The sequence below is a fragment of the Streptomyces sp. IMTB 2501 genome (assembly GCF_001953885.1).
Lineage (GTDB): Bacteria > Actinomycetota > Actinomycetes > Streptomycetales > Streptomycetaceae > Streptomyces.
On sequence record NZ_MQUS01000034.1, the window covers coordinates 24,099 to 50,076 of the forward strand.

25 protein-coding genes and 1 riboswitch are annotated in these 25,978 nt (G+C 71.6%); of the genes, 7 read left to right on the top strand and 18 right to left on the bottom strand.

All coding sequences use genetic code 11. From position 1 onward, the window contains the following. Together dut and AV521_RS38655 are read right to left on the bottom strand one after the other, a co-directional pair. The gene (gene dut / locus AV521_RS38650) at window positions 1–546 is read right to left on the bottom strand and encodes a dUTP diphosphatase (protein ID WP_076095572.1); all 546 of its coding nucleotides are present in this window, start codon (window positions 544–546) and stop codon (window positions 1–3) included. Then, on the bottom strand, window positions 543–1,127 hold the full coding sequence (locus AV521_RS38655; RefSeq protein ID WP_076095575.1) for a PaaI family thioesterase: 585 nt from the start codon (window positions 1,125–1,127) through the stop codon (window positions 543–545). Before AV521_RS38655 ends, dut begins: the two co-directional genes overlap by 4 nt. A 58-nt stretch (window positions 1,128–1,185) precedes the next feature. Here AV521_RS38655 and AV521_RS38660 point away from each other — a divergent pair, with 58 nt between their 5' ends. Beyond that, complete coding sequence (locus tag AV521_RS38660; protein ID WP_076095577.1) at window positions 1,186–1,650, top strand: DUF3093 domain-containing protein; 465 nt, start codon at window positions 1,186–1,188, stop codon at window positions 1,648–1,650. On the opposite strand, the gene AV521_RS38665 is transcribed toward AV521_RS38660, so the two are convergent. The 4 genes from AV521_RS38665 to AV521_RS38680 all read right to left on the bottom strand — a co-directional run bounded on the left by AV521_RS38665 (window position 1,647) and on the right by AV521_RS38680 (window position 5,203). After that, complete coding sequence (locus tag AV521_RS38665) at window positions 1,647–2,570, bottom strand: hypothetical protein (protein ID WP_179023714.1); 924 nt, start codon at window positions 2,568–2,570, stop codon at window positions 1,647–1,649. The genes AV521_RS38660 and AV521_RS38665 overlap by 4 nt on opposite strands. Before the next feature lie 13 nt (window positions 2,571–2,583). Then, window positions 2,584–2,880 (bottom strand): DUF4193 domain-containing protein, encoded by a 297-nt coding sequence (locus AV521_RS38670; protein WP_003997302.1) that lies wholly within the window; start codon window positions 2,878–2,880, stop codon window positions 2,584–2,586. Window positions 2,881–3,295: 415 nt separating this feature from the next. Further along, window positions 3,296–4,543 (bottom strand): HAMP domain-containing sensor histidine kinase, encoded by a 1,248-nt coding sequence (locus tag AV521_RS38675; RefSeq protein WP_076095581.1) that lies wholly within the window; start codon window positions 4,541–4,543, stop codon window positions 3,296–3,298. A gap of 6 nt (window positions 4,544–4,549) precedes the next feature. Further along, window positions 4,550–5,203 (bottom strand): response regulator transcription factor, encoded by a 654-nt coding sequence (locus tag AV521_RS38680; RefSeq protein ID WP_023546086.1) that lies wholly within the window; start codon window positions 5,201–5,203, stop codon window positions 4,550–4,552. Between the two features lie 416 nt (window positions 5,204–5,619). On the opposite strand from AV521_RS38680, the gene AV521_RS49730 reads away from it, so the two are divergent. Then, window positions 5,620–5,793 (top strand): hypothetical protein, encoded by a 174-nt coding sequence (locus AV521_RS49730; RefSeq protein WP_023546087.1) that lies wholly within the window; start codon window positions 5,620–5,622, stop codon window positions 5,791–5,793. Window positions 5,794–5,876: 83 nt separating this feature from the next. Here the strand turns inward: AV521_RS49730 and AV521_RS38685 are convergent, their stop codons facing one another. Both AV521_RS38685 and AV521_RS38690 read right to left on the bottom strand, forming a co-directional pair. Next, window positions 5,877–6,689, bottom strand: a complete 813-nt coding sequence (locus AV521_RS38685; RefSeq protein WP_076095582.1) for an inositol monophosphatase family protein — start codon at window positions 6,687–6,689, stop codon at window positions 5,877–5,879. An 8-nt stretch (window positions 6,690–6,697) separates the two neighbouring features. Beyond that, window positions 6,698–7,825: a ferrochelatase gene (locus AV521_RS38690; RefSeq protein WP_076095585.1), complete on the bottom strand. Its 1,128-nt coding sequence runs from the start codon at window positions 7,823–7,825 to the stop codon at window positions 6,698–6,700. A gap of 182 nt (window positions 7,826–8,007) precedes the next feature. Between AV521_RS38690 and AV521_RS38695 the strand changes: the two genes are divergently transcribed. Further along, on the top strand, window positions 8,008–9,246 hold the full coding sequence (locus AV521_RS38695) for an MFS transporter (RefSeq protein ID WP_076095587.1): 1,239 nt from the start codon (window positions 8,008–8,010) through the stop codon (window positions 9,244–9,246). After that, window positions 9,206–10,534, top strand: a complete 1,329-nt coding sequence (locus tag AV521_RS38700; protein WP_076095590.1) for a D-arabinono-1,4-lactone oxidase — start codon at window positions 9,206–9,208, stop codon at window positions 10,532–10,534. The genes AV521_RS38695 and AV521_RS38700 overlap by 41 nt, the downstream gene beginning before the upstream one ends. Here AV521_RS38700 and AV521_RS38705 read toward each other — a convergent pair. Further along, window positions 10,458–11,225, bottom strand: coding sequence for a hypothetical protein (locus AV521_RS38705; RefSeq protein ID WP_076095592.1), 768 nt, complete (start codon window positions 11,223–11,225; stop codon window positions 10,458–10,460). The genes AV521_RS38700 and AV521_RS38705 overlap by 77 nt on opposite strands. 480 nt (window positions 11,226–11,705) lie before the next feature. Here AV521_RS38705 and sepH point away from each other — a divergent pair, with 480 nt between their 5' ends. Beyond that, entirely contained in the window at window positions 11,706–12,746 is a 1,041-nt protein-coding gene (sepH, locus tag AV521_RS38710) for a septation protein SepH (RefSeq protein ID WP_076095594.1), read from the top strand. A gap of 87 nt (window positions 12,747–12,833) precedes the next feature. On the opposite strand, the gene AV521_RS38715 is transcribed toward sepH, so the two are convergent. Next, window positions 12,834–13,685, bottom strand: coding sequence for a sulfurtransferase (locus tag AV521_RS38715; protein WP_076095679.1), 852 nt, complete (start codon window positions 13,683–13,685; stop codon window positions 12,834–12,836). Between the two features lie 321 nt (window positions 13,686–14,006). Between AV521_RS38715 and AV521_RS38725 the strand changes: the two genes are divergently transcribed. Continuing rightward, complete coding sequence (locus AV521_RS38725; RefSeq protein ID WP_076095598.1) at window positions 14,007–14,798, top strand: VOC family protein; 792 nt, start codon at window positions 14,007–14,009, stop codon at window positions 14,796–14,798. A 23-nt stretch (window positions 14,799–14,821) separates the two neighbouring features. Here AV521_RS38725 and AV521_RS38730 read toward each other — a convergent pair whose 3' ends face one another. From AV521_RS38730 to AV521_RS38745, 4 genes are all read right to left on the bottom strand, one after another. Then, the gene (locus AV521_RS38730) at window positions 14,822–15,472 is read right to left on the bottom strand and encodes a thymidine kinase (protein ID WP_076095681.1); all 651 of its coding nucleotides are present in this window, start codon (window positions 15,470–15,472) and stop codon (window positions 14,822–14,824) included. A 46-nt stretch (window positions 15,473–15,518) separates the two neighbouring features. Continuing rightward, window positions 15,519–16,709 (bottom strand): alkaline phosphatase family protein, encoded by a 1,191-nt coding sequence (locus tag AV521_RS38735; protein ID WP_076095600.1) that lies wholly within the window; start codon window positions 16,707–16,709, stop codon window positions 15,519–15,521. Beyond that, window positions 16,709–17,305: a DUF5998 family protein gene (locus tag AV521_RS38740; RefSeq protein ID WP_076095602.1), complete on the bottom strand. Its 597-nt coding sequence runs from the start codon at window positions 17,303–17,305 to the stop codon at window positions 16,709–16,711. Before AV521_RS38740 ends, AV521_RS38735 begins: the two co-directional genes overlap by 1 nt. Before the next feature lie 187 nt (window positions 17,306–17,492). Beyond that, window positions 17,493–20,360, bottom strand: coding sequence for a bifunctional GNAT family N-acetyltransferase/acetate--CoA ligase family protein (locus AV521_RS38745; RefSeq protein ID WP_179023716.1), 2,868 nt, complete (start codon window positions 20,358–20,360; stop codon window positions 17,493–17,495). Between the two features lie 177 nt (window positions 20,361–20,537). Here AV521_RS38745 and AV521_RS38755 point away from each other — a divergent pair, with 177 nt between their 5' ends. Continuing rightward, complete coding sequence (locus AV521_RS38755) at window positions 20,538–20,819, top strand: HPr family phosphocarrier protein (protein ID WP_076095604.1); 282 nt, start codon at window positions 20,538–20,540, stop codon at window positions 20,817–20,819. Window positions 20,820–20,968: 149 nt separating this feature from the next. Here the strand turns inward: AV521_RS38755 and AV521_RS38760 are convergent, their stop codons facing one another. The 4 genes from AV521_RS38760 to AV521_RS38775 form a co-directional block, all read right to left on the bottom strand. Then, on the bottom strand, window positions 20,969–21,655 hold the full coding sequence (locus AV521_RS38760) for a GntR family transcriptional regulator (protein ID WP_076095606.1): 687 nt from the start codon (window positions 21,653–21,655) through the stop codon (window positions 20,969–20,971). A 199-nt stretch (window positions 21,656–21,854) separates the two neighbouring features. After that, window positions 21,855–22,610 carry a M23 family metallopeptidase gene (locus tag AV521_RS38765; RefSeq protein WP_076095608.1) on the bottom strand — a complete coding sequence of 252 codons (756 nt, stop codon included), beginning with the start codon at window positions 22,608–22,610 and terminating at the stop codon, window positions 21,855–21,857. 13 nt (window positions 22,611–22,623) lie between these two features. Next, window positions 22,624–22,783, bottom strand: a riboswitch (cyclic di-AMP (ydaO/yuaA leader). A gap of 211 nt (window positions 22,784–22,994) precedes the next feature. Continuing rightward, window positions 22,995–24,383 carry a pitrilysin family protein gene (locus AV521_RS38770; protein WP_076095610.1) on the bottom strand — a complete coding sequence of 463 codons (1,389 nt, stop codon included), beginning with the start codon at window positions 24,381–24,383 and terminating at the stop codon, window positions 22,995–22,997. Then, window positions 24,380–25,783 carry a pitrilysin family protein gene (locus AV521_RS38775; protein WP_076095612.1) on the bottom strand — a complete coding sequence of 468 codons (1,404 nt, stop codon included), beginning with the start codon at window positions 25,781–25,783 and terminating at the stop codon, window positions 24,380–24,382. Before AV521_RS38775 ends, AV521_RS38770 begins: the two co-directional genes overlap by 4 nt. Between the last annotated feature and the right edge of the window lie 195 nt (window positions 25,784–25,978).

The window sequence follows — 25,978 nt, forward strand, 5'->3', positions numbered from 1 at the left end:
TCACTGTCCTTCCCGGTCGGATACAACCGAAGCGTATCGATTCCCACCCGTCGGACCGCCCATGGCGGCCTGACCGCTTGTGCCGCTCCCGCCGCCCACCGCGGCATGGCCACCGGTGGACCCGAAGCCCCCCGCGGCCCGCGCCGAGCCGGGAAGTTCCGCCACCTCCTGGAAGCGGACCCTCTCGACCTGCTGGACGACCAGTTGGGCAATCCGGTCGAAGCGCTCGAAGCGCACGCTGTCGTGCGGGTCGAGATTCACCACGATCACCTTGATCTCCCCACGGTACCCGGCATCAACCGTCCCCGGGGCATTCACGAGGGCGACACCGCAGCGTGCGGCGAGGCCGGAACGTGGATGCACGAAGGCCGCGTACCCCTCGGGCAGGGCGATCGACACCCCCGTCGGCAGTACGGCCCGCTCGCCGGGCTTCAGCTGGCACGGCTCGGTGGTGCGCAGATCGGCTCCGGCGTCCCCGGGGTGCTCGTACGCCGGAAGCGGTACGTCCGGGTCGACTCGGCGGATGAGTACGTCGAGAGGGCTCACGGGTTCACCTCGAAGGCGCGGGTGCGCCGGATCTGGTCCGGGTCGCTCATGGCGGCCTGGATCTCCTCCTTGCGGCCGTGGTCGATGAAGTGGTCGACCTTGACCTCGATGAAGAGGGCGTCGGCGCGGACCGCGACGGGCCCGTCGGGGGCGCCGACGCGTCCGGTGGCGGTGGAGTAGATCTTCCGTCCGGCGACGGCGGTGACCTCGGCCTCCAGGTAGAGCGTGGTGCCCACCGGGACGGGCCGCACGAAGTCGGTCTCCAGCCGGCCGGTGACGGCGATGGTGCGCAGCAGCCAGTTCAGCGAGCCCAGGGTCTCGTCGAGGGCCGTGGTCAGCACTCCGCCGTGCGCGAGGCCCGGGGCGCCCTGGTGGGCGGGCTGGACGGTGAACTCGGCGGTCAGCGAGACACCCGCACCGGCCCGGGCCTCCAGGTGCAGTCCGTGCGACTGCCCGGGGCCACATCCGAAACAGTGTTCGTAGTGGGCGCCGAGGAGTTCTCCGGGCGCGGGTGCGTCGGGGTGCCGTACCGGTTTCACCGCGTCGGCGGGAGGCTGAAGTCGTGCGGAACTACCACTCACAGCCGCAGACCTTACCCGCGCGTCGGCGCGATGCGGATCCCGTGCCAAGCTTGGCTCCATGCAGCTCTCCGCCACCCCGTACGAAGAACGCCTCACCGCCCCCCGCTCGTGGTGGCTGATCAGCCTTCTCGTGGGTGTCTCGTTCGCCCTGATCCTGCTTCCCTTCGGCACCCTGCCGCTGCTCGGGGGCCTGGTCGGCGGTACGGCCGCGGCGGCGGTGGTCGCGAGCGCGTACGGCTCGCCGCGCATCCGTGTCGTGGGTGACTCGCTGATCGCGGGCGAGGCGAAGATCCCGGTGTCGGCGCTGGGCGAGGCGGAGGTGCTGGACGCGGAGGAGGCCCGCGCCTGGCGGACGTACAAGGCCGACACACGCGCGTTCCTGCTGCTACGGGCCTACATCCCCGGGGCGCTGCGGGTGGAGGTCACGGACCCGGAGGACCCGACGCCGTACCTGTACCTGTCGACGCGGGAGCCGGAGAAGCTGGCGGCGGCGATCGAGGCGGCCCGCACGGCGAACGCCTAGGCCTCTTCGGCCTCTTCGGGAAAGTCTCGCAGTTGCAAAGGCTCCGCCGGCTTCTCCAGCGGCGGCAGCTCCGCCAGGTCCTCCCAGGGAACCTGGATCCTGCGCAGGTCCGCCCGGACATGGGCGGCGAGCTTCTTGGTGTCCCGGCGGTTCATGACCGCGCCGACCGCCGCGCCCACCATGAACGGCATGAGGCTGGGCAGGTCCCGGACCACGCGCTTCATGATCCGCTGGCGCAGTTCGCGCTTCATGTGGCCGCCCAGGGCCGTGTCGTACGTCGACGGCTTCATCACGTCGATTCCGCGCTCCCCCGACCAGGAGGACAGATACGCGGTGCTGCGGGTCTTCAGGTTTCCCGGCGGTCGTACGCCGTAGACCTCGTGGAGTTCGGCGACGAGCTTCAGCTCGATCGCGGCGACCCCGGTGATCTCCGCTGCCAGCTCGGTCGGCATGGCCGGCGGTACCGGCAGCATCGCCGCCGCTCCGATCCCGGCTCCGATCGTCGACGTGCCGGCCGCCGCGCCCGCCACGAGCTTGTCGGCGAGTTCCTCGGGCCCGAGGTCCGGGAACTGCCTGCGCAGGGTCGCGAGGTCGCGTACGGGGACACGCGGGGCGATGTCGATGATCCGGTCCGCGAGGTACGACAGGCCCGCGCGGGCCCGGCTGCCGCCCCTGCGCACCCCTTCCCGGGCCATGTCCCGGGCTTTGTCACGCATCACCGCGGCCCGTCGCCGAGCGACGGGCGCGGGCTGCCTCACCGGCTCCGGGTGGTCAGTCCGGTCGGTTGCCGGTTCGAACGGGGCCACCGCTCCCGGTGAGCCCCGCCCGTCGTCACGCGCGCTGTGCGGGCCGCCGAGCGGCCCCTCGTCCGCCTTTCCCAGAGAGAGGCGGCGCTTCCGTGGAGGGGTCGAGCCAGTCATGGCCGACCCGACCTCAGTCGCAGTCGCGGCAGATCGGCTGACCGTTCTTCTCACGGGCCAGCTGGCTGCGGTGATGCACCAGGAAGCAGCTCATGCAGGTGAACTCGTCCTGCTGCTTCGGCAGCACCCGGACGGCCAGCTCCTCGTTCGAGAGGTCGGCGCCCGGCAGTTCGAGGCCTTCGGCGGCCTCGAACTCGTCGACGTCCACCGACGAGGTGGACTTGTCGTTCCTCCGGGCCTTCAGCTCTTCGAGACTGTCCGAGTCGACGTCGTCGTCGGTCTTGCGTGGAGTGTCGTAATCGGTTGCCATATCGCTCTCCCCCTCTGGGTGTCTGCGGTGTCTCCAGCGCACGTAACGCGTGAGAGGCCGGACTTGTGCCCGACCTGAGGCGGAGATTTTGCCTCACATCAAGGTCTGTTACTCAATCGACACCCAACCCGACCCCTCAAGAGTGATCGACTTGGATGGCGGTGAGGACCGTACACGGTTCGAATGTCGCACCTCAAAGGCGCCTCACCGTGTACTTCCCGTGATCAAGACCCCTGAAAACCAGGACTTTCCCGGCTTTCTACCATGTTTCGTGATCACGGAGAGTACATGGCCGAAAATCCGTCCATGTGATCGATCACACAACAGGAAGCTCATTCGGCGGCTGAAAAATTCCGCGTGAAGCGAACATCCCTCGCGTGTGTCGATTCCCGGTTCACGGCGGTCCCGTCACGAATCACAACGGTAGTGTGACCCGCATCACCAGGCCGCCGCCCTCGCGGGGCTGCGCCACGATATGGCCGCCGTGTGCGCGGGCCACGGACCGGGCGATGGACAGCCCGAGGCCGACACCCTTGTCGCTCCCCGTGCGCTCCGTACGGAGCCGCCTGAAGGGCTCGAAGAGGTTGTCGATCTCGTACGCCGGCACCACCGGCCCGGTGTTCGTGACGGTCAGCACCGCCTGCCCGTGCTGGACCTCGGTGGTCACCTCGACCCAGCCGTCCTCGCTCACGTTGTACCGCACCGCGTTCTGCACCAGGTTCAGGGCGATCCGCTCCAGCAGGACGCCGTTGCCCTGCACCACGGCGGGCTTGCGCTCGCCGCGGACCTTCACACCCTTGGCCTCGGCCTCGCCGTGCACCTGGTCGATGGCCTGGGTGGCCACCTCGGCCAGGTCGACCGGCTTGCGCTCGACGATCTGGTTGTCGCTGCGGGCGAGCAGCAGCAGGCCCTCTACCAGTTGCTCGCTGCGTTCGTTGGTGGCCAGCAGCGTCTTGCCGAGCTGCTGCAGCTCCACCGGGGCATTCGGGTCCGACAGGTGTACTTCGAGGAGCGTTCTGTTGATCGCGAGCGGGGTGCGCAGCTCGTGGGAGGCGTTGCCGACGAAGCGCTGCTGGGCGGTGAAGGCCCGCTGCAGCCGCTCCAGCATGTCGTCGAAGGTGTCCGCCAGCTCCTTCAGCTCGTCGTCCGGGCCGTCCAGCTCGATCCGCCGGGACAGGTCGGAGCCGGCCACCTGGCGGGCGGTGCGGGTGATCCGGCCGAGCGGGGACAGCACCCGGCCGGCCATCGCGTAGCCGAACGCGAAGGCGATCACGGCGAGGCCCAGCAGGGCCAGCAGCGAACGGCTGAGCAGGTCGTCCAGGGCCGTCTGGCGCTGCTGGTCCACGCAGTGCGCGATCGCGTCGTTGAAGTCCGACAGCGGCAGGCTGGTGGTGTTGATCGCGGGGCAGTTGTCGCTGGAGACCCGTATCGACGTACCGCTGACGATCTTGAACAGGGGCTGGTTGCCCGTGCTGATGGCCTGCGCGGCGAGCAGGTAGATGATCGACAGCAGCAGGATGCCGGCGATCAGGAACATGCCGCCGTACAGCAGCGTGAGCCGTATGCGGATGGTGGGGCGCAGCCACGGGAACGGGGCCTGCGGCCTCCTGGGGTCCCAGGTGGGCCTCGGTGGCGCCTGCGGCGGCGCGGGGGTCGCGGCCATGGCGGATCAGATCCGGTAGCCGGAGCCGGGGACGGTCACGATCACCGGCGGCTCACCGAGCTTGCGGCGCAGGGTCATCACGGTGACGCGCACGACGTTGGTGAACGGGTCCGTGTTCTCGTCCCATGCCTTCTCCAGCAGCTGCTCCGCCGAGACCACCGCGCCCTCACTGCGCATGAGCACCTCCAGCACAGCGAACTCCTTGGGCGCGAGCTGGATCTCCTTGCCCTCGCGGAAGACCTCGCGACGGTTGGGGTCGAGCTTGATCCCGGCGCGCTCCAGGACGGGCGGCAGGGGCACGCTCGTACGGCGGCCGAGGGCGCGCACACGCGCGATCAGCTCGCTGAACGCGAAGGGCTTGGGCAGATAGTCGTCGGCGCCGATCTCCAGGCCCTCGACACGGTCACTGACGTCGCCGGAGGCCGTGAGCATGAGCACGCGCGTGGGCATGCCCAGCTCGACGATCTTGCGGCAGACGTCATCGCCGTGCACGAGCGGGAGGTCGCGGTCGAGGACGACCACGTCGTAGTCGTTGACGCCGATGCGCTCCAGGGCGGCCGCACCGTCGTACACGACGTCGACGGCCATGGCCTCCCGGCGCAGTCCGGTGGCCACCGCATCGGCGAGCAGCTGCTCGTCCTCGACGACGAGTACGCGCACGTCGCTTGTCCTTCCTCATGTCCACCCGCGTAGCGCGCCGTGGACGCGTGCGGGCAGGGGTCTTCGTAGGGTGTGACCTCCATCCTGCCCTTTTCGGCCGTAAGTCGGCTGTAAGGCGGGTTGTGGGCCGCAGAGATCCGCGCTCCGGGGCAGGAATACGAGATTTTCTCTTCCGGTTGAGGTTTCCGGGGAAGGGAGCGGGGGGAGGACCGCTTTACACCCCGCGATCACGCTCTGCATGTGCCGTAGCACCATGCGGTACACAGCGATCCGCTTCGCCAGAGTGGGCGCGGGTGTCCGGCACCGTCGCCGCCCGGCAGGGCAGCGCTGGGCACCTGTGAGAGACGTGATCGCCCCTTTCCCAACCGGCACACCCCCGTGCCACCGACCCACGACCCAGGACGAGGGGGCGCAGCATGGACGCTTTCACCGCAGGACTTCTGCAGCGCATAAGGGCGACCGAGTCCGACCTGTCGCGGGCTCGTGACGAGGGTGACGACTTCCTTGTCGAAGTGGAGCAGGCAGAGCTCGACGACCTGCGACGCCTCGCCGCCGAACACGGTGTGGAGGTCGGCGCGTCACGCGTCTGATCGGCCCGAGAGCGCAAAAGAGGGGACCCCGGCGAATCCAGCGCCGGGGTCCCCTCGCGTTCATCGGCCGGAGCCGGCCACGGTCAGTCGTGCCACGCTCCGAAGTCCTCCAGCAGCCCCTGCAGCGGCTCGAACACCCCCGGCGACCCGGCCACGGTCAGATCCCGCGACGGCCCCTGCCCGGGCCGCCCGCCGACCAGCGCACCCGCCTCCCGGGCGATCAGGTCCCCGGCGGCGAAGTCCCACGCGTTGAGACCCCGCTCGAAGTAGCCGTCGAGCCGGCCACAGGCCACGTCGCACAGGTCGACCGCCGCCGACCCGCTGCGCCGGATGTCCCGCAGCAGCGGGATCAGCCGGGCGGCCACCTCGGCCTGATGGGTGCGGACCTCGGACACGTAGTTGAAGCCGGTGGAGACCAGCGCCTGGTCCAGCGGGGGCGCGGGCCGGCAGGCGAGTGCCCGCCCGCCCTTCCACGCGCCCGTCACCCACGCGCCGCCCCCGCGTACGGCGTGGTACGTCTCGCCGCGCATCGGAGCCGCGACGACAGCGGCGACCGTCTCACCGTCCTGCTCGGCGGCGATGGACACCGCCCAGGTCGGCAGGCCGTAGAGGTAGTTCACCGTGCCGTCGAGCGGGTCGATCACCCAGCGGATGCCGCTGCTGCCCGCGCTGGAGGCGCCCTCCTCGCCGAGGAAGCCGTCGTCGGGCCGCCGGCCGGAGATCAGGTCGGTGATCAGCTTCTCGGCCGCGATGTCCATCTCGGTGACGACGTCGATCGGGCTGGACTTGGTCCTCGCCACGGCCAGGTCGGCCGGGCGGCCGTCCCGCAGCAGCTCTCCGGCGCGGCGGGCGGCCTCGTGGGCCAGTTCCAGCAGTTCCCGGTGCAGGTCGGTCACGGGTCTCCTCACGCGTAGGGGCTGTCGGCGCCGGCGGCGGCCGGGTGGGGGGCGCGGGCCGGGCAGCAGCCGACCGGGCAGAGGTTGTGGGACGGCCCGAGGGCGCCCAGGGCACAGGGGGTGACCTCCTGGCCGCGCTCCACCGTGGCGCGCTCGGTGATCAGCTCGCGGACGGCGGCGGCGAACCGCGGGTCGGCGCCGACCGTGGCCGAGCGGCGCACGGGCAGGCCCAGTTCCTCGGCCTTGGCCTTGGCCTCGGTGTCGAGGTCGTACAGAACCTCCATGTGGTCGGAGACGAAGCCGATGGGCGCCATGACGACGGCGGGGACGCCCTGGGTGTGCGCCGCCTCCAGGTGGTCGCAGATGTCCGGCTCCAGCCACGGGATGTGCGGGGCGCCGGAACGGGACTGGTAGACCAGCCTCCAGGGGTGGTCGATCCCGGTGCGCTCGCGGACGGCGTCGGCGATCAGCTGGGCCACGTCCAGATGCTGCTCGACATAGGCTCCGCCCTCCCCGTGGACCTCGACGGGGCCGGAGGTGTCGGCGGCGGAGGTCGGGATGGAGTGCGTGGTGAAGGCGATGTGGGCGCCCGCGCGGACGTCCTCGGGGAGGTCGGCGAGGGAGCGCAGCACGCCGTCGATCATGGGCTCGACGAAGCCGGGGTGGTTGAAGTAGTGCCGCAGCTTGTCGACCCTCGGCGGCTCGGTCCCCTCGGCCTCCAGCGTGGCCAGCGCGTCGGCGAGGTTCTCGCGGTACTGACGGCAGCCCGAGTAGGAGGCGTAGGCGCTGGTGGCGAGCACGAGGATGCGGCGGCGGCCGTCGGCGGCCATCTCGCGCAGGGTGTCCGTCAGATACGGCGCCCAGTTGCGGTTGCCCCAGTACACCGGCAGGTCGAGGCCGTGCTCGGCGAAGTCCTTGCGCAGGGCGTCCAGCAGGGCGCGGTTCTGGTCGTTGATGGGGCTGACCCCACCGAACAGGAAGTAGTGCTGCCCTACTTCCTTCAGGCGTTCCTTCGGGATGCCGCGCCCCCGTGTGACGTTCTCCAGGAAGGGGACCACGTCGTCCGGGCCTTCAGGGCCGCCGAAGGAGAGCAGGAGCAGGGCGTCGTACGGGGTGGCATCGAGCGCGTCTGGCATGTCTCGATCCTGCCACCCGCCTCTGACAGCCGGGGAACAGCTGGGTGACGAGTCGGATTCCAGTGGGTTTAGCCCGGTTTTCCCTCCGTCATTCCACGGTCACCCGGGGTGTCATTAGGGTCACCTAACTCGTAAGCTGTATCAGCTGCATTCGCGCCTTACCGAGTCGCCCCGGAGACCACGTGCCCAGCCCCTACAGAGCCCTGTTCGCCATGCCCGGCACCAAGGGCTTCTCCGCCGCGGGATTCCTCGGCCGGATGCCGCTGTCGATGATGGGCATCGGCGTGGTCACCATGATCTCGCAGCTGACCGGGCGCTACGGGCTCGCGGGCGCGCTGTCGGCCACCATCGCGCTGGCCGCCGCGGCGATCGGGCCCCAGATATCCCGGCTGGTCGACCAGCACGGACAGCGCCGGGTGCTGCGCCCCGCGACCCTGGTGGCGCTCACGGCGGCGGCCGGGCTGCTGCTCGCCGCGCACTTCCGGTGGCCGGACTGGGCGCTGTTCGTGTGCGCGGCCGGGATCGGCTCCGTGCCGAGCCTGGGCGCGATGATCCGGGCCCGCTGGGCGGCGCTGTACCGGGGCACCGAGAAGCTGCACACCGCCTATTCGTTCGAGTCGGTCGTCGACGAGATCTGCTTCATCTTCGGCCCGATCATCTCCATCGGACTGTCCACGGTCTGGTTCCCGGAGGCCGGGCCGCTGCTCGCCGCCTGCTTCCTGGCCACCGGCGTCTTCTGGCTCACCGCCCAGCGTGCCACCGAGCCGGAGCCGCACCCGCGCGAGCACCACGGCGGCGGTACGGCACTGCGCTCGGCGGGGCTGCAGGTCCTGGTGGCCACCTTCATGGCGACCGGCGCGATCTTCGGGTCGGTGGACGTGGTCACGGTCGCCTTCGCCGACGAGCGCGGCCACAAGGGCGCGGCCAGCGTGGTCCTCGCGCTGTACGCGTCCGGTTCGTGTGTGGCCGGAGTGGTCTTCGGGCTGCTGAGGTTCGCCGGGGCACCGGAACGCCGCTGGCTGCTGGGCGTGGCAGCCATGGCCGTGAGTATGATCCCCCTCCTACTGGTCGGAAACTTGCCGCTTCTGGCCGTGGCGCTGTTCGTTGCGGGGCTGTCCATCGCACCGACGATGATCACGACGATGTCCCTCATCGAAGAGCACGTACCTCGCGCGAAGCTCACCGAAGGCATGACCTGGGTGAGCACCGGCCTCGCGGTCGGGGTCGCGCTCGGCTCGTCCGTGGCCGGCTCGGTGATCGACGCAGCCGGGGCGCGGGCCGGGTACGGGGTTCCGGCCGTGTCCGGGGCCGCCGCGGTCGCGGTGGGTTTCCTCGGGTACCGCCGGCTGCGCAGGCCGGCCGCGGGTCGGGGAGGCACCGTTGAGCAGCACGGCGAACGGGAAGAACGACACCTGGCGTAACTGGGGCGGGAACGTCACCTCCCGTCCCGCCCGGCAGGTAGCACCGGCGTCGGTGGAGGAGCTGGCCGCGGCGGTGCGCCGGGCCGCCGAGGACGGCCTGAAGGTGAAGGCGGTCGGGACCGGCCACTCCTTCACGTCGATCGCGGCCACCGACGGTGTGTTGATCCGCCCTCAACTGTTGACCGGTATCCGCAACATTGACCGGCAAGCCATGACCGTCACGGTCGAGGCCGGCACCCCGCTCAAGAGACTCAATGCGGCTCTGGCGCGCGAGGGTCTGTCGCTCACCAACATGGGCGACATCATGGAGCAGACGGTCTCCGGAGCCACCAGCACCGGCACGCACGGCACGGGCCGGGAGTCCGCCTCCATCGCCGCGCAGATCAAGGGGCTCGAACTCGTCACGGCGGACGGTTCGGTGCTGACCTGCTCCGAGAAGGGGACCGCCGAGGAACGCGCGGTCTTCGCGGCCGCCCGAATAGGCCTCGGCGCCCTCGGCATCGTCACCGCGATCACCTTCGCCGTGGAGCCGCTGTTCCTGCTCAGCGCACGCGAGGAGCCGATGCCCTTCGAACGGGTCCTCGCCGAGTTCGATCAACTGTGGGCGGAGAACGAGCACTTCGAGTTCTACTGGTTCCCGCACACCGGCAACACCAACACCAAGCGGAACAACCGCAGCGCCGGTCCCGAGCAGCCCGTGGGGCAGCTGGCCGGCTGGTTCGAGGACGAGTTCCTCTCCAACGGCGTCTTCCAGGTGGCTCAGTGGGTCGGGCGCGCGGCCCCCGCCGCCATTCCCGCCATCGCCCGGGTCTCCAGCAAGGCCCTGTCCGCGCGGACGTACACGGACATCCCGTACAAGGTGTTCACCTCGCCGCGCCGGGTGCGCTTCGTGGAGATGGAGTACGCCGTCCCGCGCGCGGCCCTGGTGGAGACGCTGCGCGAGCTGAAGACCATGGTCGAGCGCTCGGGGATGCGCGTCAGCTTCCCGGTCGAGGTGCGCACCGCCCCGGCCGACGACATCACGCTGTCCACCGCCTCCGGGCGGGACAGCGCCTACATCGCCGTCCACATGTTCCGGGGCACGCCGCACCAGGCCTACTTCACCGCCGCCGAGCGGATCTTCACGGCGCACGAGGGCCGGCCGCACTGGGGCAAGGTGCACACCCGGGACGCCGAGTACTTCGCGCGTGTGTACCCGCGCTTCGACGAGTTCACTGCGCTGAGGGACCGCCTTGATCCGGAACGGCTGTTCCAGAACGACTACTTGCGGAGGGTTCTGGGGGCGTAGGCGTCGCGGCGGACCCGCTGGGGGCGGGGGTCGGGGACGACGGGCTCGGGCCGTCGCTCGGCTGAACGCTCGGCGAGTTCCCGGGCGTCGGGGTCGCGCTGCGGGTCGTACCACCGCCGGGGTCGGGCGCGTGCCGGCGGGACGGTGCGTCCGAAGGGGGCGGTGACTCGTCGGCCTCGGAAGGGGATTCGGATGTGGAGGTGGACGAGCCCCGGCCGGAGACGGCGTCACTGACCGTCGTACCCGTGCCGCCGCTGAGGCTGCTGCCGGACACCAGCTCGTACGTCGTGATCCCGGCCATCGTCACCCCGAACACGAGGGCGGCTGCGACCGCCGGCCGGCGCCGGCTCTTCACGCGCGCGCGGTAGACGGTGCCCTCGGTGAACTCGCCCGGCGCCGACGGCACTTGTGCCCGGCCACGGGACCGGCCGCGGCCGTCCGGCACCTGTTCGCCGGGGCGGCCGACGACCGTCGCCTCCCTCAGCTGCTCCCCGGTCCGCTTGAAGAAGTGCTGGAACAGCGTGCCCCCGCAGGTGGCGACGACACTGACGACTCCCGCGCCGAGGATCGTGCCGTACACCCCGAAGTACGACGCCAGTTTGGCCGCCACGACCGCCGCGAGGGCACTGCCCGCGACCTGCGGGACGCTCAGGTCGAGCCGTTTGCGACCCGCATCCGGCGTTTCACGCATACCCGGAACTAACCTTCCCATCCCGTACTTGATCGACATTGGCCACCGACTGCACGAGATAGGGACGTACGGTCGAAACCATTAGTTCCGTTTCTGGGGATTACGTGAACTTCGCCACGTTCATGATCCGCAAAACCGGTTGCCAGGGGCCAAGTCGCCACCCTTGCGAGAAGTTGGGCGGCGCGCCCATCCACGCACATGGTCCAAATGGAGTACTGTTGCGAGCCCTGGGTCCGGTCTCCCACCAGGGTGTCCGCGGCCTTGCAGGACCGCCGGGAGGGGGGCTGGTTGCACAGGGTGACGGAATTGGTCACTTTGCGTTGCGAACAGGTAACCGTGCCATAACGGCGGCCCAGGGCCCGTGCCCGACACGCCGGGCAACTCGGCAAGGTTGTGGCAGGCTGCACCCGGGCAGGCCACACTCGACTAGCGGAAGCAGCGACGCACGTGACGTCGGCAGGCACCACCCGGGAGGTCCCCATGCCCGAACTGCGTGTCGTGGCCGTCTCGAATGACGGCACACGGCTGGTGCTGAAGGCTGCCGACTCAACGGAGTACACGCTTCCGATCGACGAACGGCTGCGCGCAGCCGTACGCGGCGACCGGCCGCGCCTCGGCCAGATCGAGATCGAGGTCGAGAGCCATCTGCGCCCGCGTGACATCCAGGCGCGTATACGCGCCGGTGCCACCGCGGAAGAGGTCGCCCAGCTCGCCGGCATCCCTGTCGACCGGGTACGGCGCTTCGAGGGCCCGGTGCTGGCCGAGCGTGCCTTCATGGCCGAGCGCGCCCGCAAGACCCCGGTCCGCCGCCCCGGCGAGAACTCCGGCCCGCTGCTCGGCGAGGCCGTCCAGGAGCGGCTGATGCTGCGCGGCGTCGAGAAGGACAGCGTGCAGTGGGACTCCTGGCGCCGCGACGACGGCACCTGGGAGGTCCTCCTCGTCTACCGGGTCGCGGGCGAACCGCACTCGGCGAGCTGGACGTACGACCCGCCCCGGCGGCTCGTACAGGCCGTGGACGACGAGGCGCGCTCGCTCATCGGCGAGTCCGACGACCTCGCCGTACCCGAGCCGAGCTTCCCGTTCGTCCCGCGCATCGCCCGCCTCCCGCGCGAGCGTTCGATGGACCGCGCGCTCGACCGGAGCGAGCGGGAGCGGCCAAGCCTGCCGGCGCAGCCGTCCGAGCCCGCCGAGGAGAGCACGGGCGAACGCGACTCGCTGACCAGCCTGCTGGAGGCGGTACCGAGCTTCCGTGGCGACCTGGTGGTGCCGGAGCGCCCGTCGGAGACCCCGGAGGAGCCCGCCGAGGAACCGGCCGCCGAGGAACCGCCGGCTCCAGCCGCCTCGGCCGGTTCGGCCTACGCGGACGTCCTCATGCCCCGCTCCGTGGGCAGCCACCGCGACCGGCTCATCGGCGCGACCGACCGCCAGGCCGAGGCCGACGGCGTCCGCCCCGGCCGCCGCGCCGCCGTGCCGAGCTGGGACGAGATCGTGTTCGGCACGCGCCGCAAGAAGCAGGAGTAACGGGCCGTACGGAAACGGAGAATTGGGGGCACGTACGCGTGCCCCCAATTTCGGCTGCACGCGTGCGTGCCCGGCCTCCGGCTGCCGCTACTGCGGATCCGCCCCGACGGCCACCGGCCGGGACGGGTCCGAGGACCACTCGGACCAGGAACCGACGTACAGCTCCGCCGGAATACCGGCCACCGCGAGCGCGAGGACCTCATGGGCACCGGAGACGCCCGAACCGCAGTACACGCCCACCTCGGTGTCCGCGGACACGCCCAGGGCCTTGAACCGGTCGCTCAGCTCCGCCGCGGGCAGGAAGCGGCCGTCGGGGCCCACGTTCTCCGTCGTCGGTGCCGACACCGCGCCCGGGATGTGTCCGCCGACCCGGTCGATCGGCTCCACCTCGCCTCGGTAACGCTCCCCCGCGCGGGCGTCCAGCAGCACGCCCGCGCGGGCCAGGGCGGCGGCCGCGTCCGCGTCGAGCAGCCCGGCGGCTGCCGGCTCCGGCCGGAAGTCGCCCTCGGCCGGTTCCGGTACCCGCGTGGACAGTTCGCCCTGCCAGGTCGGCAAGCCGCCGTCGAGGACCCGCACGTCCGGGTGACCCGTCCAGCGCAGCAGCCACCAGGCACGTGCGGCCGCCCAGCCCTGGCCGCCGTCGTACACGACGACCGGACGCCCGGCCGACACACCCGCTCGGCGCATCGCGGCACCGAACTGTGCGAGGTCCGGCAGCGGATGCCGGCCGTGTTCCCCGGGCGCGCCTGCCAGTTCCCCGTCCAGGTCGACGAAGACCGCGCCGGGGATGTGCCCGGCCGCGTACTCGGCCCGCCCGTCGAAGGCCGGCGCGCCCGCCGCCTTGGCCATGCTCAGCTGCCAGCGCACGTCCAGCAGCACGGGCGGGCGCTCCCCAGTCAAGTCGTGTGCGAGTTCGGTTGCGGTGATGATGGCTTTCATGGCGTCCATCCATACGCCAGGGGTGGCCGCGGCGTCCAGGTCCGGCTACTCTGCTCGGCCGGACAGGCTCGATCACGCGGCGTACGGGATCGAGCACGTGCTGTACAGCCGGCGGACATCCGTCGGCCATCGTCAGGAAGCGGCGACAGGCGGCAGATCGGGCATCCTCCCGGGGGTAAGTCCGGGCGGCGGCGCCCAATCGCACGCAGCGCCGTGGAGGATGCGGGGACCGGCTCGGGCGCGCCCGCCGCCGGCGTGGACACCCCTTCCGGGGAGCGGAAGCGACACGGCCACCGCGAGGGGCCGGGGAGAGAGTGATCGATGACGGAGGCACGGGAGCCGGCCGGTCCGCACGCGCGGCGCGCGCCCGGCACGCCCTGCTGGGTGAGCCTGATGGCACACGGGCTGGCCGCCACCGAGGAGTTCTACGGTGAGCTGTTCGGCTGGGAGTTCCGGCCGGGCCCGCAGCAGCTCGGCCCGTATGTGCGGGCGCTGCTCGACGGGCACGAGGTGGCGGGCATGGGCCAGCTGCCGCCGGACCGCCGGCTGCCGATCGCCTGGACGCCCTACCTCGCCTCGGACGACGTGGACCAGACGGCCGAGGCGGTACGGCTGTGTGGCGGCACGGTGGCGGTGGGCCCGCTGGACGCCGCCGAGGCCGGGCGGATCGCCATCGCCGCTGACCCCTCCGGGGCGGTGTTCGGCATCTGGCAGGGCGCCGCGCACCTCGGCACCGCGATCCACGGTGTGCCCGGGACGCCGGCGTGGAACGAGCTGGTGACCTTCGAGACCGAGAGCGTCTCCAAGTTCTACGCGACGGTGTTCGGCTACGAACGGGAGCCGGTGGTGTCCGCCGACTTCGACTACGTGACCCTGTACCTCGCCGGCCGTCCGGTGGCCGGACTGCACGGCGTGGGCCACGGCCTGCCCCGCGACCGCGGACCGTACTGGCAGACGTACTTCGAGGTCGCCGACACCGATGCGACGGTGCGGCGGGTCGCGGACCTCGGCGGCCAGGTCGTACGGCAGCCGAGCGACAGCCCGCACGGCCGGGTGGCGACTGTGGCGGACCCGGAGGGCGCGGAGTTCTCGGTGGTCCAGAACCCGCGCTGAACCCGCGGGGCCTCGGGGCGGGTTCAGCCGGAGGAGACCGGCAGGACGTCCGGGGAGAGGGCCGCCGCGCGGGCCGACGCGGCGGTCATCCGGCGCCGGTGATGGCGGCGGCACAGCACCTCGTAGCCGACCTCGCCCGCCGCGTGGTCCACATCGCCGACGACCACCTGGGCGCCCTCGACCACCATCTGGCCGCCCACCGTGCGGGCGTTGTGCGTGGCGCGGGCGCCGCACCAGCACAGCGCCTCCACCTGGAGCACCTCGATGCGGTCGGCCAGCTCCACCAGCCGCTGCGAGCCGGGGAAGAGCTTGGAGCGGAAGTCGGTGGTGATCCCGAAGGCGTACACGTCCAGGCCGAGATCGTCCACCACTCGCGCGAGCTGGTCGATCTGTCCGGGCGCGAGGAACTGCGCCTCGTCCGCGATCACGTAGTCGGCCCGGCGGCCCTGGGAGAGGTGGTCCACCAGATAGGCGTACAGGTCCTGGTCGTCCGCCACCTCCACCGCGTCGGTGACCAGGCCGAGCCGGGAGGACAGCTTGCCCTCGCCCGCGCGGTCGTTCCGGGTGAAGATCATGCCGACGAGGCCGCGCGCGGAGCGGTTGTGCTCGATCTGCAGAGCCAGCGTCGACTTCCCGCAGTCCATCGTTCCGGAGAAGAACACCAGCTCGGGCATGAGGAGTTCGAACACCTTTCGGTGAGAGTGGTCATGGGACGGGGCTTCAGGAGCGTACTTCGAGCAGCGGGACCAGCTGCTCGGCGGGCGTCATCGAACCGTGGTTGCCGACCAGCGCCGACTCCTTCGGCTCCCGCTCCGTGGCGATGATCAGGACGTCGTCGTGCGCGGCCGCGATCACGTCCCCGAGCCGGGCGTACACCCGCTCGTCGATGTGCGGCCCGAACCAGCCCGCCGCGATCGCCTCGTCCCGCGAGGCCACCCAGAACTGCTCGCCGAGCACCTCGCGCCAGCAGGTCAGTACGTCGTTCTCGGCGCCCGGCACCGCGTACACGTGCCGGGCCCGGCCCTCACCGCCCAGCAGGGCGACCCCGGCGCGCAGCTCCCAGTCCGTGTCGAAGTCGATGCGGTGCTCGTCGTCGAACGGGACGTCGACCATGCCGTGGTCGGCGGTGACGTAGAGCGCGCTGCGCGGCGGCAGTTGCTCGGCGAGGCGCTGGGCGAGCCGGTCGACGTACATGAGCTGGCCGCGCCAGGTGTCGGAGGCGACGCCGTAGCGGTGTCCGGCGCCGTCCAGCTCGGAGTAGTACGTGTAGACCAGCGAGCGGTCCCCGGCAGCCAGTTGCCCGGCCGCGAAGTCCATGCGCTCCTCGCCGCTCAGCCGGCCGTGGAAGCCGCCGCCGCTGAGCGCGACCTGGGTGAGCGGGGTGTGTTCGAAGGCGGGCGAGGTCACCTGTGCGGTGTGCACTCCGGCCTCGTGGGCCAGCTGGAAGACCGTGGGATGCGGCTGCCAGGCGCGCGGATCGGTGTACGGCTGCCAGCGGAGCTGGTTCATCAGCGCGCCGGTGGCCGGATCGCGCACGGTGTAGCCGGGCAGGCCGTGGGCGCCGGGCGGCAGGCCGGTGCCGACGGAGGCGAGGGAGGTCGCGGTGGTCGCCGGGTAGCCGGCGGTGAGGGGGCGGCCGGTGCCGCCGCGCGAGCTGCCGAGCAGCGAGGCCAGGAAGGGAGCTTCGTCGGCGTGGGCCCGCAGCTGCTCCCAGCCGAGCCCGTCGACGAGGAAGACACAGACCCGGTCGGCCGCGGTCAGTTCCGCGATGGTGGCGGTCACACCGGCCACACCCAGGCCGGCGGCCAGGGTGGGCAGCAGATCGGCGAGGGAGCCGGTGCCGTACTCGGGCAGCGGCGCGGTGTCCAGGGCGAGCGGTTCCGGGTGGTCCCAGGCGGAGAGCTGGGACATCAGCGGGTGAGGTCCGCGGTCGCCTCCGAGATGGCCTGTGCGAAGTCGAGCGCCTGGCGCACCGTCTCCGGGCCGTCCCCCGCCTCGCTTACGCGCAGGCTGAGGTCGTCCGCCGTGGAGTTGCCCGTGTAGCCGTGGTCGGCGTCGCAGTTGGGGTCGCCGCAGGCGGCGGGCTCCAGGTCGATGCGGCTGACCGCGCCCCAGCCGATGGTCAGCACGACCTCGCGGGGCAGCGTGCCCGGCTTGTACTGCTCGGGGTTCGCGACCACTCGGCTGACCACGACCGAGGAGATCCGGCCGAGCTTCACGGACTCGGTGGAGGTGGTGGCGTACGGCGTCGGGGAGGTGGTGTCGGCGGCCTGCTCGTCGGTGTGGCTGACGATGAAGCGGTTGCCGGTGAGGACCAGCACCGTCACATGCCGGCGGACCTCGTTCTGGTCGAACGTCGTCTCCTGGTGGACCAGGTACGACCGGATGGGCTCGCCGCCCACAGCGGCCTCCACCGCCTCGGCCACGAGGGCCGGGTAGTAGCCGCTGCGCTCGATCGCCGCGCGCAGCCCCTGCGTCGTCGTACTGGTCTTGGCCATGGCGTCCATCCTAATCCGTGGGCAAGGGGGGTCCGGGCCGGTCACGGGAAGCCGGCGCGGGGGCAGCCGGCCTCAGGGGCACGGGGCTGTGTTCGCGTTGTGGCTCCGCCGCGTGGGCGAGAACCCACCAGCATCCCGCACCCGCGCACGCACCGGAAGCCCCTGGTCATGAGGCGCTCCCGTGCGACCGGCGCCGTCAGTACGCCGGCATCGTGCGCGGACCCAGGTCGTCACGGGCGGGCGGCGGCGCGAGCCGTACCGTGGCGCTGAGGACGCTCACGCCGCGTCCGGCGACGACGACCGGCTCCAGGGTGACGGCGACCACCTCCGGGTGATCGTCGACCAGCCGGGACACCCGCAGCAGCAGCTCCTCCAGCGCCGGGGTGTCCACGGGGGTGGAGCCGCGCCAGCCGAACAGCAGCGGTGCGGTGCGGATCGACCGCACCAGTGAGGTCGCCTCCCGGTCGGTGACCGGGACCAACCGGTGCGCCATGTCTCCGAGCAGCTGCGAGGCGGCCCCGGCGAGCCCGAAGGACAGCACGGCCCCGGCGGCGGGGTCGATCACCGCGCGTACGACCGTGTCGACCCCCCTGGGCGCCATCCCCTGCACCACCGGCCGCAGGTCCTCCGGCGGCCCGAACAGCTCGGTCAACTCGGCGTATGCCCGGCGCAGTTGCTCCTCGTCCGCGAGATCCAGGCGTACGCCTCCGAGGTCGGCGCGGTGTCTGAGGTGCGGGGCGGTGGCCTTGAGGGCCACGGGGTAGCCGAGGGCGCGGGCGGCTTCGGCGGCGGTGTCGGGGGTGGGGGCGGGCAGCGCGCGCCGCACCGGGATGCCGTACTTGCCCAGCAGGTCGCAGGTCTCCGCGTCGGAGATCGTGAGCCCTTCCCCGCGCGCGAGCAGCTCACCGATCAGCCGCGCGGCACCCTTCTCGTCGATGTCCTCGTACTCCGGCACCTTCCCCGGATCCATCGCCTCCCGCCGCCACTGCCCATACCGCACTGCTTCAGCGAGGGCCCGCACGGCCCGCTCGGCGGCGGGGTAGGCGGGGATGAGCCTGGCGCCTTCCTGGGGGGATCCGGGGGTGCCCTCGTGGGGTGCCGCGACCGCGGTGGGCAGTGGCTCCAGCGAGGACGAGCGTGGGGGACGGTGGGCACCGCCTGCAGTGCCGGGTGCCTTCTCGACGGCTTGTGGTGCCGTACTCGCCGCAGCCGACAATGCCTCCGCAAGCCCCCCGAGCTCCACATGCACCACCAGCACCGGCTTGCCGGGAACTGCGGCAGCCGCCGACCTGAGCGCTTCCGCCAGCTCCGCGTCCCCCGGCGACGCTTCCCCGATGGCAGGGATCGCGGCCACCACGACGGAGTCGTACGTGTCGTCGGCCAGAGCCCGCGCCAGCGCCCCGTGGAAGTCCTCCGCCGTCGCCCCGGTCGTCAGATCCAGCGGCCGCGCCGGCCGCAGCCCCTCCGCCAGACACCGGTCGTACGTCAGCGCGCCCAGCGACTCGGAGTTGCCGAGGATCGCCACCCTCGGCCCGGCGGGCAGCGGCTGGCGGGCGAGCAGCAGCCCCGCGTCGACCAGCTCGGTGATCGTGTCGACCCGGATCACCCCGGCCTGCCGCAGCAGCGCGGAGACGGTGGCATGCGGCAGCCGGGTCGCCCGTACCGCGTGTCCCTGGGGAGCGGAACCGACGCCCTGCACCACGACCAGTGGTTTCGCCGCCGCCGTCCGCCGGGCGAGGCGGGTGAACTTGCGCGGGTTGCCGATGGATTCCAGATACATGAGGACGACGTCGGTCTCGGGGTCGTCGTACCAGTACTGGAGGACGTCGTTGCCGGAGACGTCCGCGCGGTTGCCGGCGGACACGAAGCTGGACACGCCGGTGACCCCGGTGACCCCTCCCCCGCGCCGGTGCAGCCGGGACAGCAGGGCGATGCCGATGGCGCCGGACTGGGCGAACATCCCGATCCGGCCGGGGCGGGGCATCTCCGGGGCCAGGGAGGCGTTCAGCCGCACGTCCGCCGAGGTGTTGATGATCCCGAAGGCGTTCGGGCCGATGATCCGCATGCCGTACGCGCGCGCCTGCTGCACGAGCGCCCGCTGCCGCTCACGCCCCTCGGGCCCGCTCTCGGCGTATCCGGCGGAGAGCACGACGAGCCCCTGCACCCCGTGTTCTCCGCACTCGGCGACCACACCGGGCACGTGCTCGGCCGGTACGGCGACGACGGCGAGGTCGACGGGGTCCTCGATGTCCCGCACGGACCGGTGGGCCGGCACCCCGTCGACCTCCTTGAGGTGCTCTGGGAAGGCCTTGTTCACGGCGTGCAGCCGGCCGCCGTAGCCGGCGCCCCGGATGTTGCCGAGGACGCTGCGGCCGACCCCGCCGGAGGCGCGGCCGACGCCGACGACCGCCACGGAGCCGGGCGCGAGCAGCCGTCGTACCGAGCGGGCCTCGGCGCGCTGTTCCCGCGCGCGCTGCACGGCGAGGGAGCGGTCGGTGGGTTCGAGGTCGAACTCCAGCCGGACGACGCCGTCCTCGAAGCTGCGCTGCTGGGTGTAGCCGGCGTCCGTGAACACCTTGATCATCTTGGTGTTGGCGGGCAGCACCTCGGCGGCGAAGCGGCGGATGCCGCGCTCGCGGGCGACGGCCGCGACGTGTTCCAGCAGGGCGGAGGCGACCCCGCGGCCCTGGTGCGCGTCCTGCACCAGGAAGGCGACCTCGGCCTCGTCGGCGGGCGCGGAGGCGGGCATGCCGTCGGCGCCGATGCGGTCATAGCGTACGGTGGCGATGAACTCGCCGCCGATGGTGGCCGCGAGTCCCACCCGGTCCACAAAGTCGTGGTGCGTGAAGCGGTGGACGTCCTTGGCGGACAGGCGTGGGTACGGCGCGAAGAAGCGGTAGTACTTCGACTCGTCCGAGACCTGCTCGTAGAAGCTGACCAGGCGGTCGGCGTCATCAATGGTGATGGGCCGGATGCGCGCGGTACCTCCGTCGCGCAGCACCACGTCCGCCTCCCAGTGGGCGGGGTACTCGTGCCGGTCGTGCCGGTCCGCCGGGGTCTGCATGGGCCCCAGAGTACGGCTCGCGTCCGACAACGGCGCGGGGCAGTCTGTGGAGGACGGAAGTCGGATCGAGGCCGCGGTCCGACGACACTCCGGGACAGGACGAAGGTCCGATCCGGGCATGCTTCACGATATGGGAAACTGGTCTAGACAACCCTGAAGAGTGAAGGGCAGCAACACATGGCTGAGCGCCGCGTCAACGTCGGCTGGGCCGAGGGCCTCCACGCCCGTCCCGCCTCCATCTTCGTCCGAGCCGCCACGGCCGCAGGCGTCCCGGTGACGATCGCCAAGGCCGACGGGAACCCCGTCAACGCGGCCTCCATGCTGGCCGTCCTGGGCCTGGGCGCCCAGGGTGGCGAGGAGATCGTCCTCGCCTCCGACGCCGACGGCGCGGACGCCGCCCTGGACCGTCTGGCGAAGCTGGTCGCCGAGGGCCTCGAGGAACTGCCCGAGACGGTCTGAGCGCAGGCGCACAGATATGCCGGAACCGCGTCGCCCTTTTCGGGCGGCGCGGTTCCGCGTTTCCGAGCCCATTGCACGCACACCGGAATTAGGGCAACGGGAAATACGCCGCGCCGAATAACTCCACTTCTTTGTATACGGCGCCCGTGTTAATGCCGAAGGCCCGACATGTTTACGGCGTGTTGCGAAGTCCTCACACGCTCGGCGGCCTCGGCGAATCGCAGCCGGTGCGCGCCCGTCGCGCGCTCGGTGTGCAGCGCCGTGACCGCCCGCGCGCGCTCGCCGTCGCCGCGCGCCACCGCGTCGACGATGACGCCGTGCTCCGCCCAGGACTCCACCGGGCTCGGCGACGCATCCACCGTGTACATCCAGGCGATCTTGTGGCGCAGCTGGGTGAGCATCGCGGTCAGCGCGGGGCTGCAGGAGGCCTGGGCGAGCGTCTCGTGGAACCAGCCGCCGAGTGAGCGCAGATCCTCGCTGTGTCCCCGCCTGGCCCGCTCCTGGCCCAGCCTGACCAGCCCACGCAGCACCTTGAGATGGGCCTCGGTGCGCCGCTGCGCGGCCCGGGCGGCCCCGAGCGGCTCCAGGAGCATGCGCATGTCCAGCAGGTCGGCGGCCTCCTGCTCGGTCGGCTCGGCCACGCACGCGCCCGCGTGCCGGCGGGTCACCACGAAGCCCTCGGCCTCCAGGGTGCGCAGGGCCTCACGGACGGGGACGCGCGAGACGCCGTAGCGGCGGGCCAGGACTTCCTCGGTGAGGCGGCCGCCGCGCGCGTGGACACCGGCGACGATGTCGTCCCGGATCGCCGTGCACACCGAGTGCGCCGGAATACGCATGACCGACCTCCGCCTTAATCCCCGTGAAACGTCGACGATGGACGCCTGTTCCGTGACTCTATTCCAATGAGCCGGAATTTCCGACGGCGGGTCGGATTCCATGGATATTTTTTGGTCAGCGAGTACGGTCTGCACCGCGCAAAACGCCGAAAGCCCCGGCTCGGTGAGCCGGGGCCGCGGATACCGCGTGCGCGGAGGGTCAGACGTTCACGCCGTGCTCGCGGAGGTAGGCGACGGGGTCCACGTCCGAGCCGTAGTCGGGGGTCGTACGGGCCTCGAAGTGGAGGTGCGGGCCGGTGACGTTGCCGGTCGCGCCGGACAGGGCGATCTGCTGGCCCGGGGTGACCTGCTGGCCGACCGAGACGCCTATGGACGACAGATGGCCGTACTGGGTGTACATGCCGTCGGCCATCCGGATCACGATCTGGTTGCCGTACGCCCCGCCCCAGCCGGTGGAGACGACGGTGCCGGAGCCCACCGCGTGGACAGGCGTGCCGCTGGCCGCGTGGAAGTCGATGCCGGTGTGCGAGCCCGAGGACCACAGGGAGCTGCTGGCCTTGTAGCCCGTGGAGACGTAGGAGTCGGCTATCGGGGCGACGAACGTGTTCAGCCGCTTGCGCTCGGCCTCGCGGGCGGCGCGGGCCTGGGCTTCGCGCTCCTGCTTGGCCTTCTCCGCCGCCGCCTTGGCCGCGGCCGCCTCGGCCGCCTTCCGCTCGGCGGCCTGCTTCTGGGCGGTGGCCTGCTCGTCGATGTGCTCGGCGATGTCGTCGCCGACGGTGATCACCGGGGTGAGGCCGGTCTGCTCGACGGAGTTCTGGGCGGCGGGCGCCGGGGCGGCCGCGAGGGTGCCGATGACACCAGTGGTCGTGAGGGCCGCGATGCCGGCCGCCTGAGCGGTGGTGCGCTTGACCCGGCCGGGCTTGCGATGCTTCCCGGTGGCGCACATGAACGCCATGAAGTGGCTGGTCCTTTCCTTCCTTCTCGCCTACCGGGTTAGCTGACGGGTTCGGAGCAGGAAGGTCTCCTACGGGCCCCCTCGCTGCCGCGCGGGCGCCCGATTCACCCCAGGGACGGTGGGTCCCCGGCTCCCCTGGCTCGCGCCGTACGGGGACTCGGCGATGACTGTCCGGTGCCGCGGGTGCGGCGCACTGCCTGACGAACAGCCCGGTCGACGCTACGGAAGCCCTCTTTCCAATCCCAAACGGATCCGGGCTTTTGTAGCGCATCCCACAGGGCAGACAGGCAACCTCCGGAGCAAATCGGGCATCTGGGGAAGCGAGTGGAACAACAGGGGCCCTGACGACCCGTAGGTCGTCAGGGCCCTCACGCGCGCGTGCCGCTACTCGGCCGCCACCACGGTCACTTCGCCGATACCGAGCGCCTCCACCGGCGCCTTGATCTGGGCGGCGTCACCGACGAGGACGGTCACGAGCCGGTTCACCGGGAAGGCGTTGACGACGGCCGCCGTGGCCTCCACCGTGCCCGTCGCCGCCAGCTGCTGATACAGCGTCGCCTGGAAGTCGTCGGGGAGGTGCTGCTCGACCTGGTCGGCCAGCGTGCTCGCCACGGCCGCCGCGGTCTCGTACTTCAGCGGCGCCACCCCGACGAGGTTCTGCACGGCCACGTCCCGCTCGGCGTCGGTCAGGCCGTCCGCGGCGAGGGTGCGCAGCACCTTCCACAGGTCGTCCAGCGCCGGGCCGGTGTTGGGGGTGTCCACGGAGCCGCTGATGGCGAGCATCGAGGCGCCGGTGCTGTCCGGGGCGGAGCGGAGGACCTGCCCGAACGCGCGCACACCGTAGGTGTAGCCCTTCTCCTCGCGCAGGACGCGGTCCAGGCGGGAGGTGAGGGTGCCGCCGAGGCAGTAGGTGCCGAGCACCTGGGCGGGCCACACCCGGTCGTGCCGGTCGGGGCCGACACGGCCGATGAGCAGCTGCGTCTGGACGGCGCCGGGACGGTCCACGATGACCACGCGCCCGGTGTCGTCGGCGGTGACCGGCGGCACGGGCCGCGGCTCGCCCTGGGTGCCGCTCCAGGCACCCAGGGTGTCGCCGAGCAGGGCGTCCAGGTCGATCCCGGTGAGATCGCCGACCACGACCGCGGTGCCCGTGGCGGGGCGTACATGCCGGTCGTAGAAGGCGCGTACGGCGGCGGCGTCGATCTTCTCGACCGTGTCCTCGGTGCCCTGGCGCGGGCGGGACATCCGCGAGGTCACCGGGAACAGCTCCTTGGACAGTTCCTTGGCGGCGCGGCGGGAGGGGTTGGCCAGCTCGTGCGGGATCTCGTCCAGGCGGTTGCGGACCAGCCGCTCGACCTCGCTCTCGGCGAACGCGGGCGCGCGCAGCGCGTCGGCGAGCAGGCCGAGGCCCTTGGCCAGCCGGGAGGCCGGGACCTCCAGGCTGAGCCGGACGCCGGGGTGGTCTGCGTGCGCGTCCAGCGTGGCGCCCGCGCGCTCCAGCTCGGCGGCGAACTCCTCGGCGGAGTGCTTGTCGGTGCCCTCGGAGAAGGCCCGCGCCATGATCGTCGCGACGCCGTCCAGGCCGGCTGGCTCGGCGTCCAGGGGCGCGTCCAGCAGCACCTCGACGGCGACGACCTGCTGACCGGGGCGGTGGCAGCGCAGCACCGTCAGGCCGTTGTCGAGAGCGGTGCGCTCGGGGGCCGGGAACGCCCACGGCTTGGCCTCGCCGGGCTGCGGCTGGGGGTGGAAGTCCATGGTGGCGAGCTCGGTCACTTGGCCGTCTCCTCGTTCTCGTTGGCAGCCTCTACGGTCGCTTCCTGCTCCGGGTCCTCACCGCGGCCCGCTTCCTCGGTGTGCTCGGCGGAATCGGCGGACAGCGGCTCGTAGACGAGGACCGCGCGGTTGTCGGGGCGCAGGCGGGCCTTGGCGACCTCCTGGACCTCCTCGGGGGTCACCTCCAGGACGCGCTTGACGGCGGTCAGGGCGAGCTGCGGGTCACCGAACAGGACGGCGAACCGGCACAGTTCGTCGGCGCGGCCGGCGACCGTGCCGAGCCGGTCCAGCCACTCGCGCTCCAACTGGGCCTGGGCGCGCTCCATTTCCTCGGGCGTGGGGCCCTCTTCCGCGAACCGGGCCAGCTCCTCGTCGATGGCGGCCTCGATGACCGGCACCTCGACGTCCCCGGAGGTCTTCACGTCCAGCCAGCCCATCGAGGGCGCGCCGGCCAGACGCAGCAGGCCGAAGCCGGCCGCGACGGCCGTACGGTCGCGGCGCACCAGCCGGTTGTACAGCCGGGAGGACTCACCGCCGCCGAGGACGGTCAGGGCCAGGTCGGCCGCGTCGCACGCGCGCGTGCCGTCCTGCGGGAGCCGGTAGGCGGCCATCAGGGCGCGCGCCGGGACCTCCTCGACGACGACCTCACGCTTCTGCTCGCCGATGACGTCCGGCAGGGAGCCGTCGCGCGGCTCGGGCTTGCCGTCGTGGGACGCGATCGACCCGAAGTACTTCTCGATCCAGGCGAGGGTCTGCACGGAGTCGATGTCGCCGACCACGGAGAGCACCGCGTTGTTCGGCGCGTAGTAGGTGCGGAAGAACTGGCGGGCGTCCTCCAGGGTGGCCGCGTCCAGGTCCGCCATCGAGCCGATCGGCGTGTGGTGGTAGGGGTGGCCCTGCGGGTACGACAGTGCGGTCAGCTTCTCGAAGGCGGTGCCGTAGGGGACGTTGTCGTAGCGCTGGCGGCGTTCGTTCTTGACGACGTCCCGCTGGTTCTCCATGGACTCGTCGTCCAGGGCGGCCAGCAGCGAGCCCATGCGGTCGGCCTCCAGCCAGAGGGCGAGCTCCAGCTGGTGGGCGGGCATGGTCTCGAAGTAGTTGGTGCGCTCGAAGCTGGTGGTGCCGTTGAGCGAGCCACCCGCGCCCTGCACCAGCTCGAAGTGGCCGTTGCCGTTGACCTGCGCCGAGCCCTGGAACATCAAGTGCTCGAAAAGGTGAGCCAGGCCGGTACGTCCCTTGACTTCGTGGCGGGAGCCGACGTCGTACCAGAGGCAGACCGCCGCCACCGGGGTCAGGTGGTCCTCGGAGAGCACCACGCGCAGACCGTTGGCCAGGCGGTGCTCGGTCGCTGTCAGGCCCCCGGAGCCTGCCTCGGCTGTGGTCGTGTGACCCATGGGCATGTACGTCCCTTCGCGAGCGGAGGCGGTTGTGCAAACCGCGGTTTTCCTGCCGTTCCTGCCACTGTATGCAACGTGCGGGGGGCCTCGGCGAAGTTCCCGCGGGACGTACGCCCACAGCGGATCCCGTAGCCTGCCCCGAACCCGCCCGGGGGTGCCGGGAAGCCCGCCGGGACCGGGTCGTGGCACGGGTTGTCA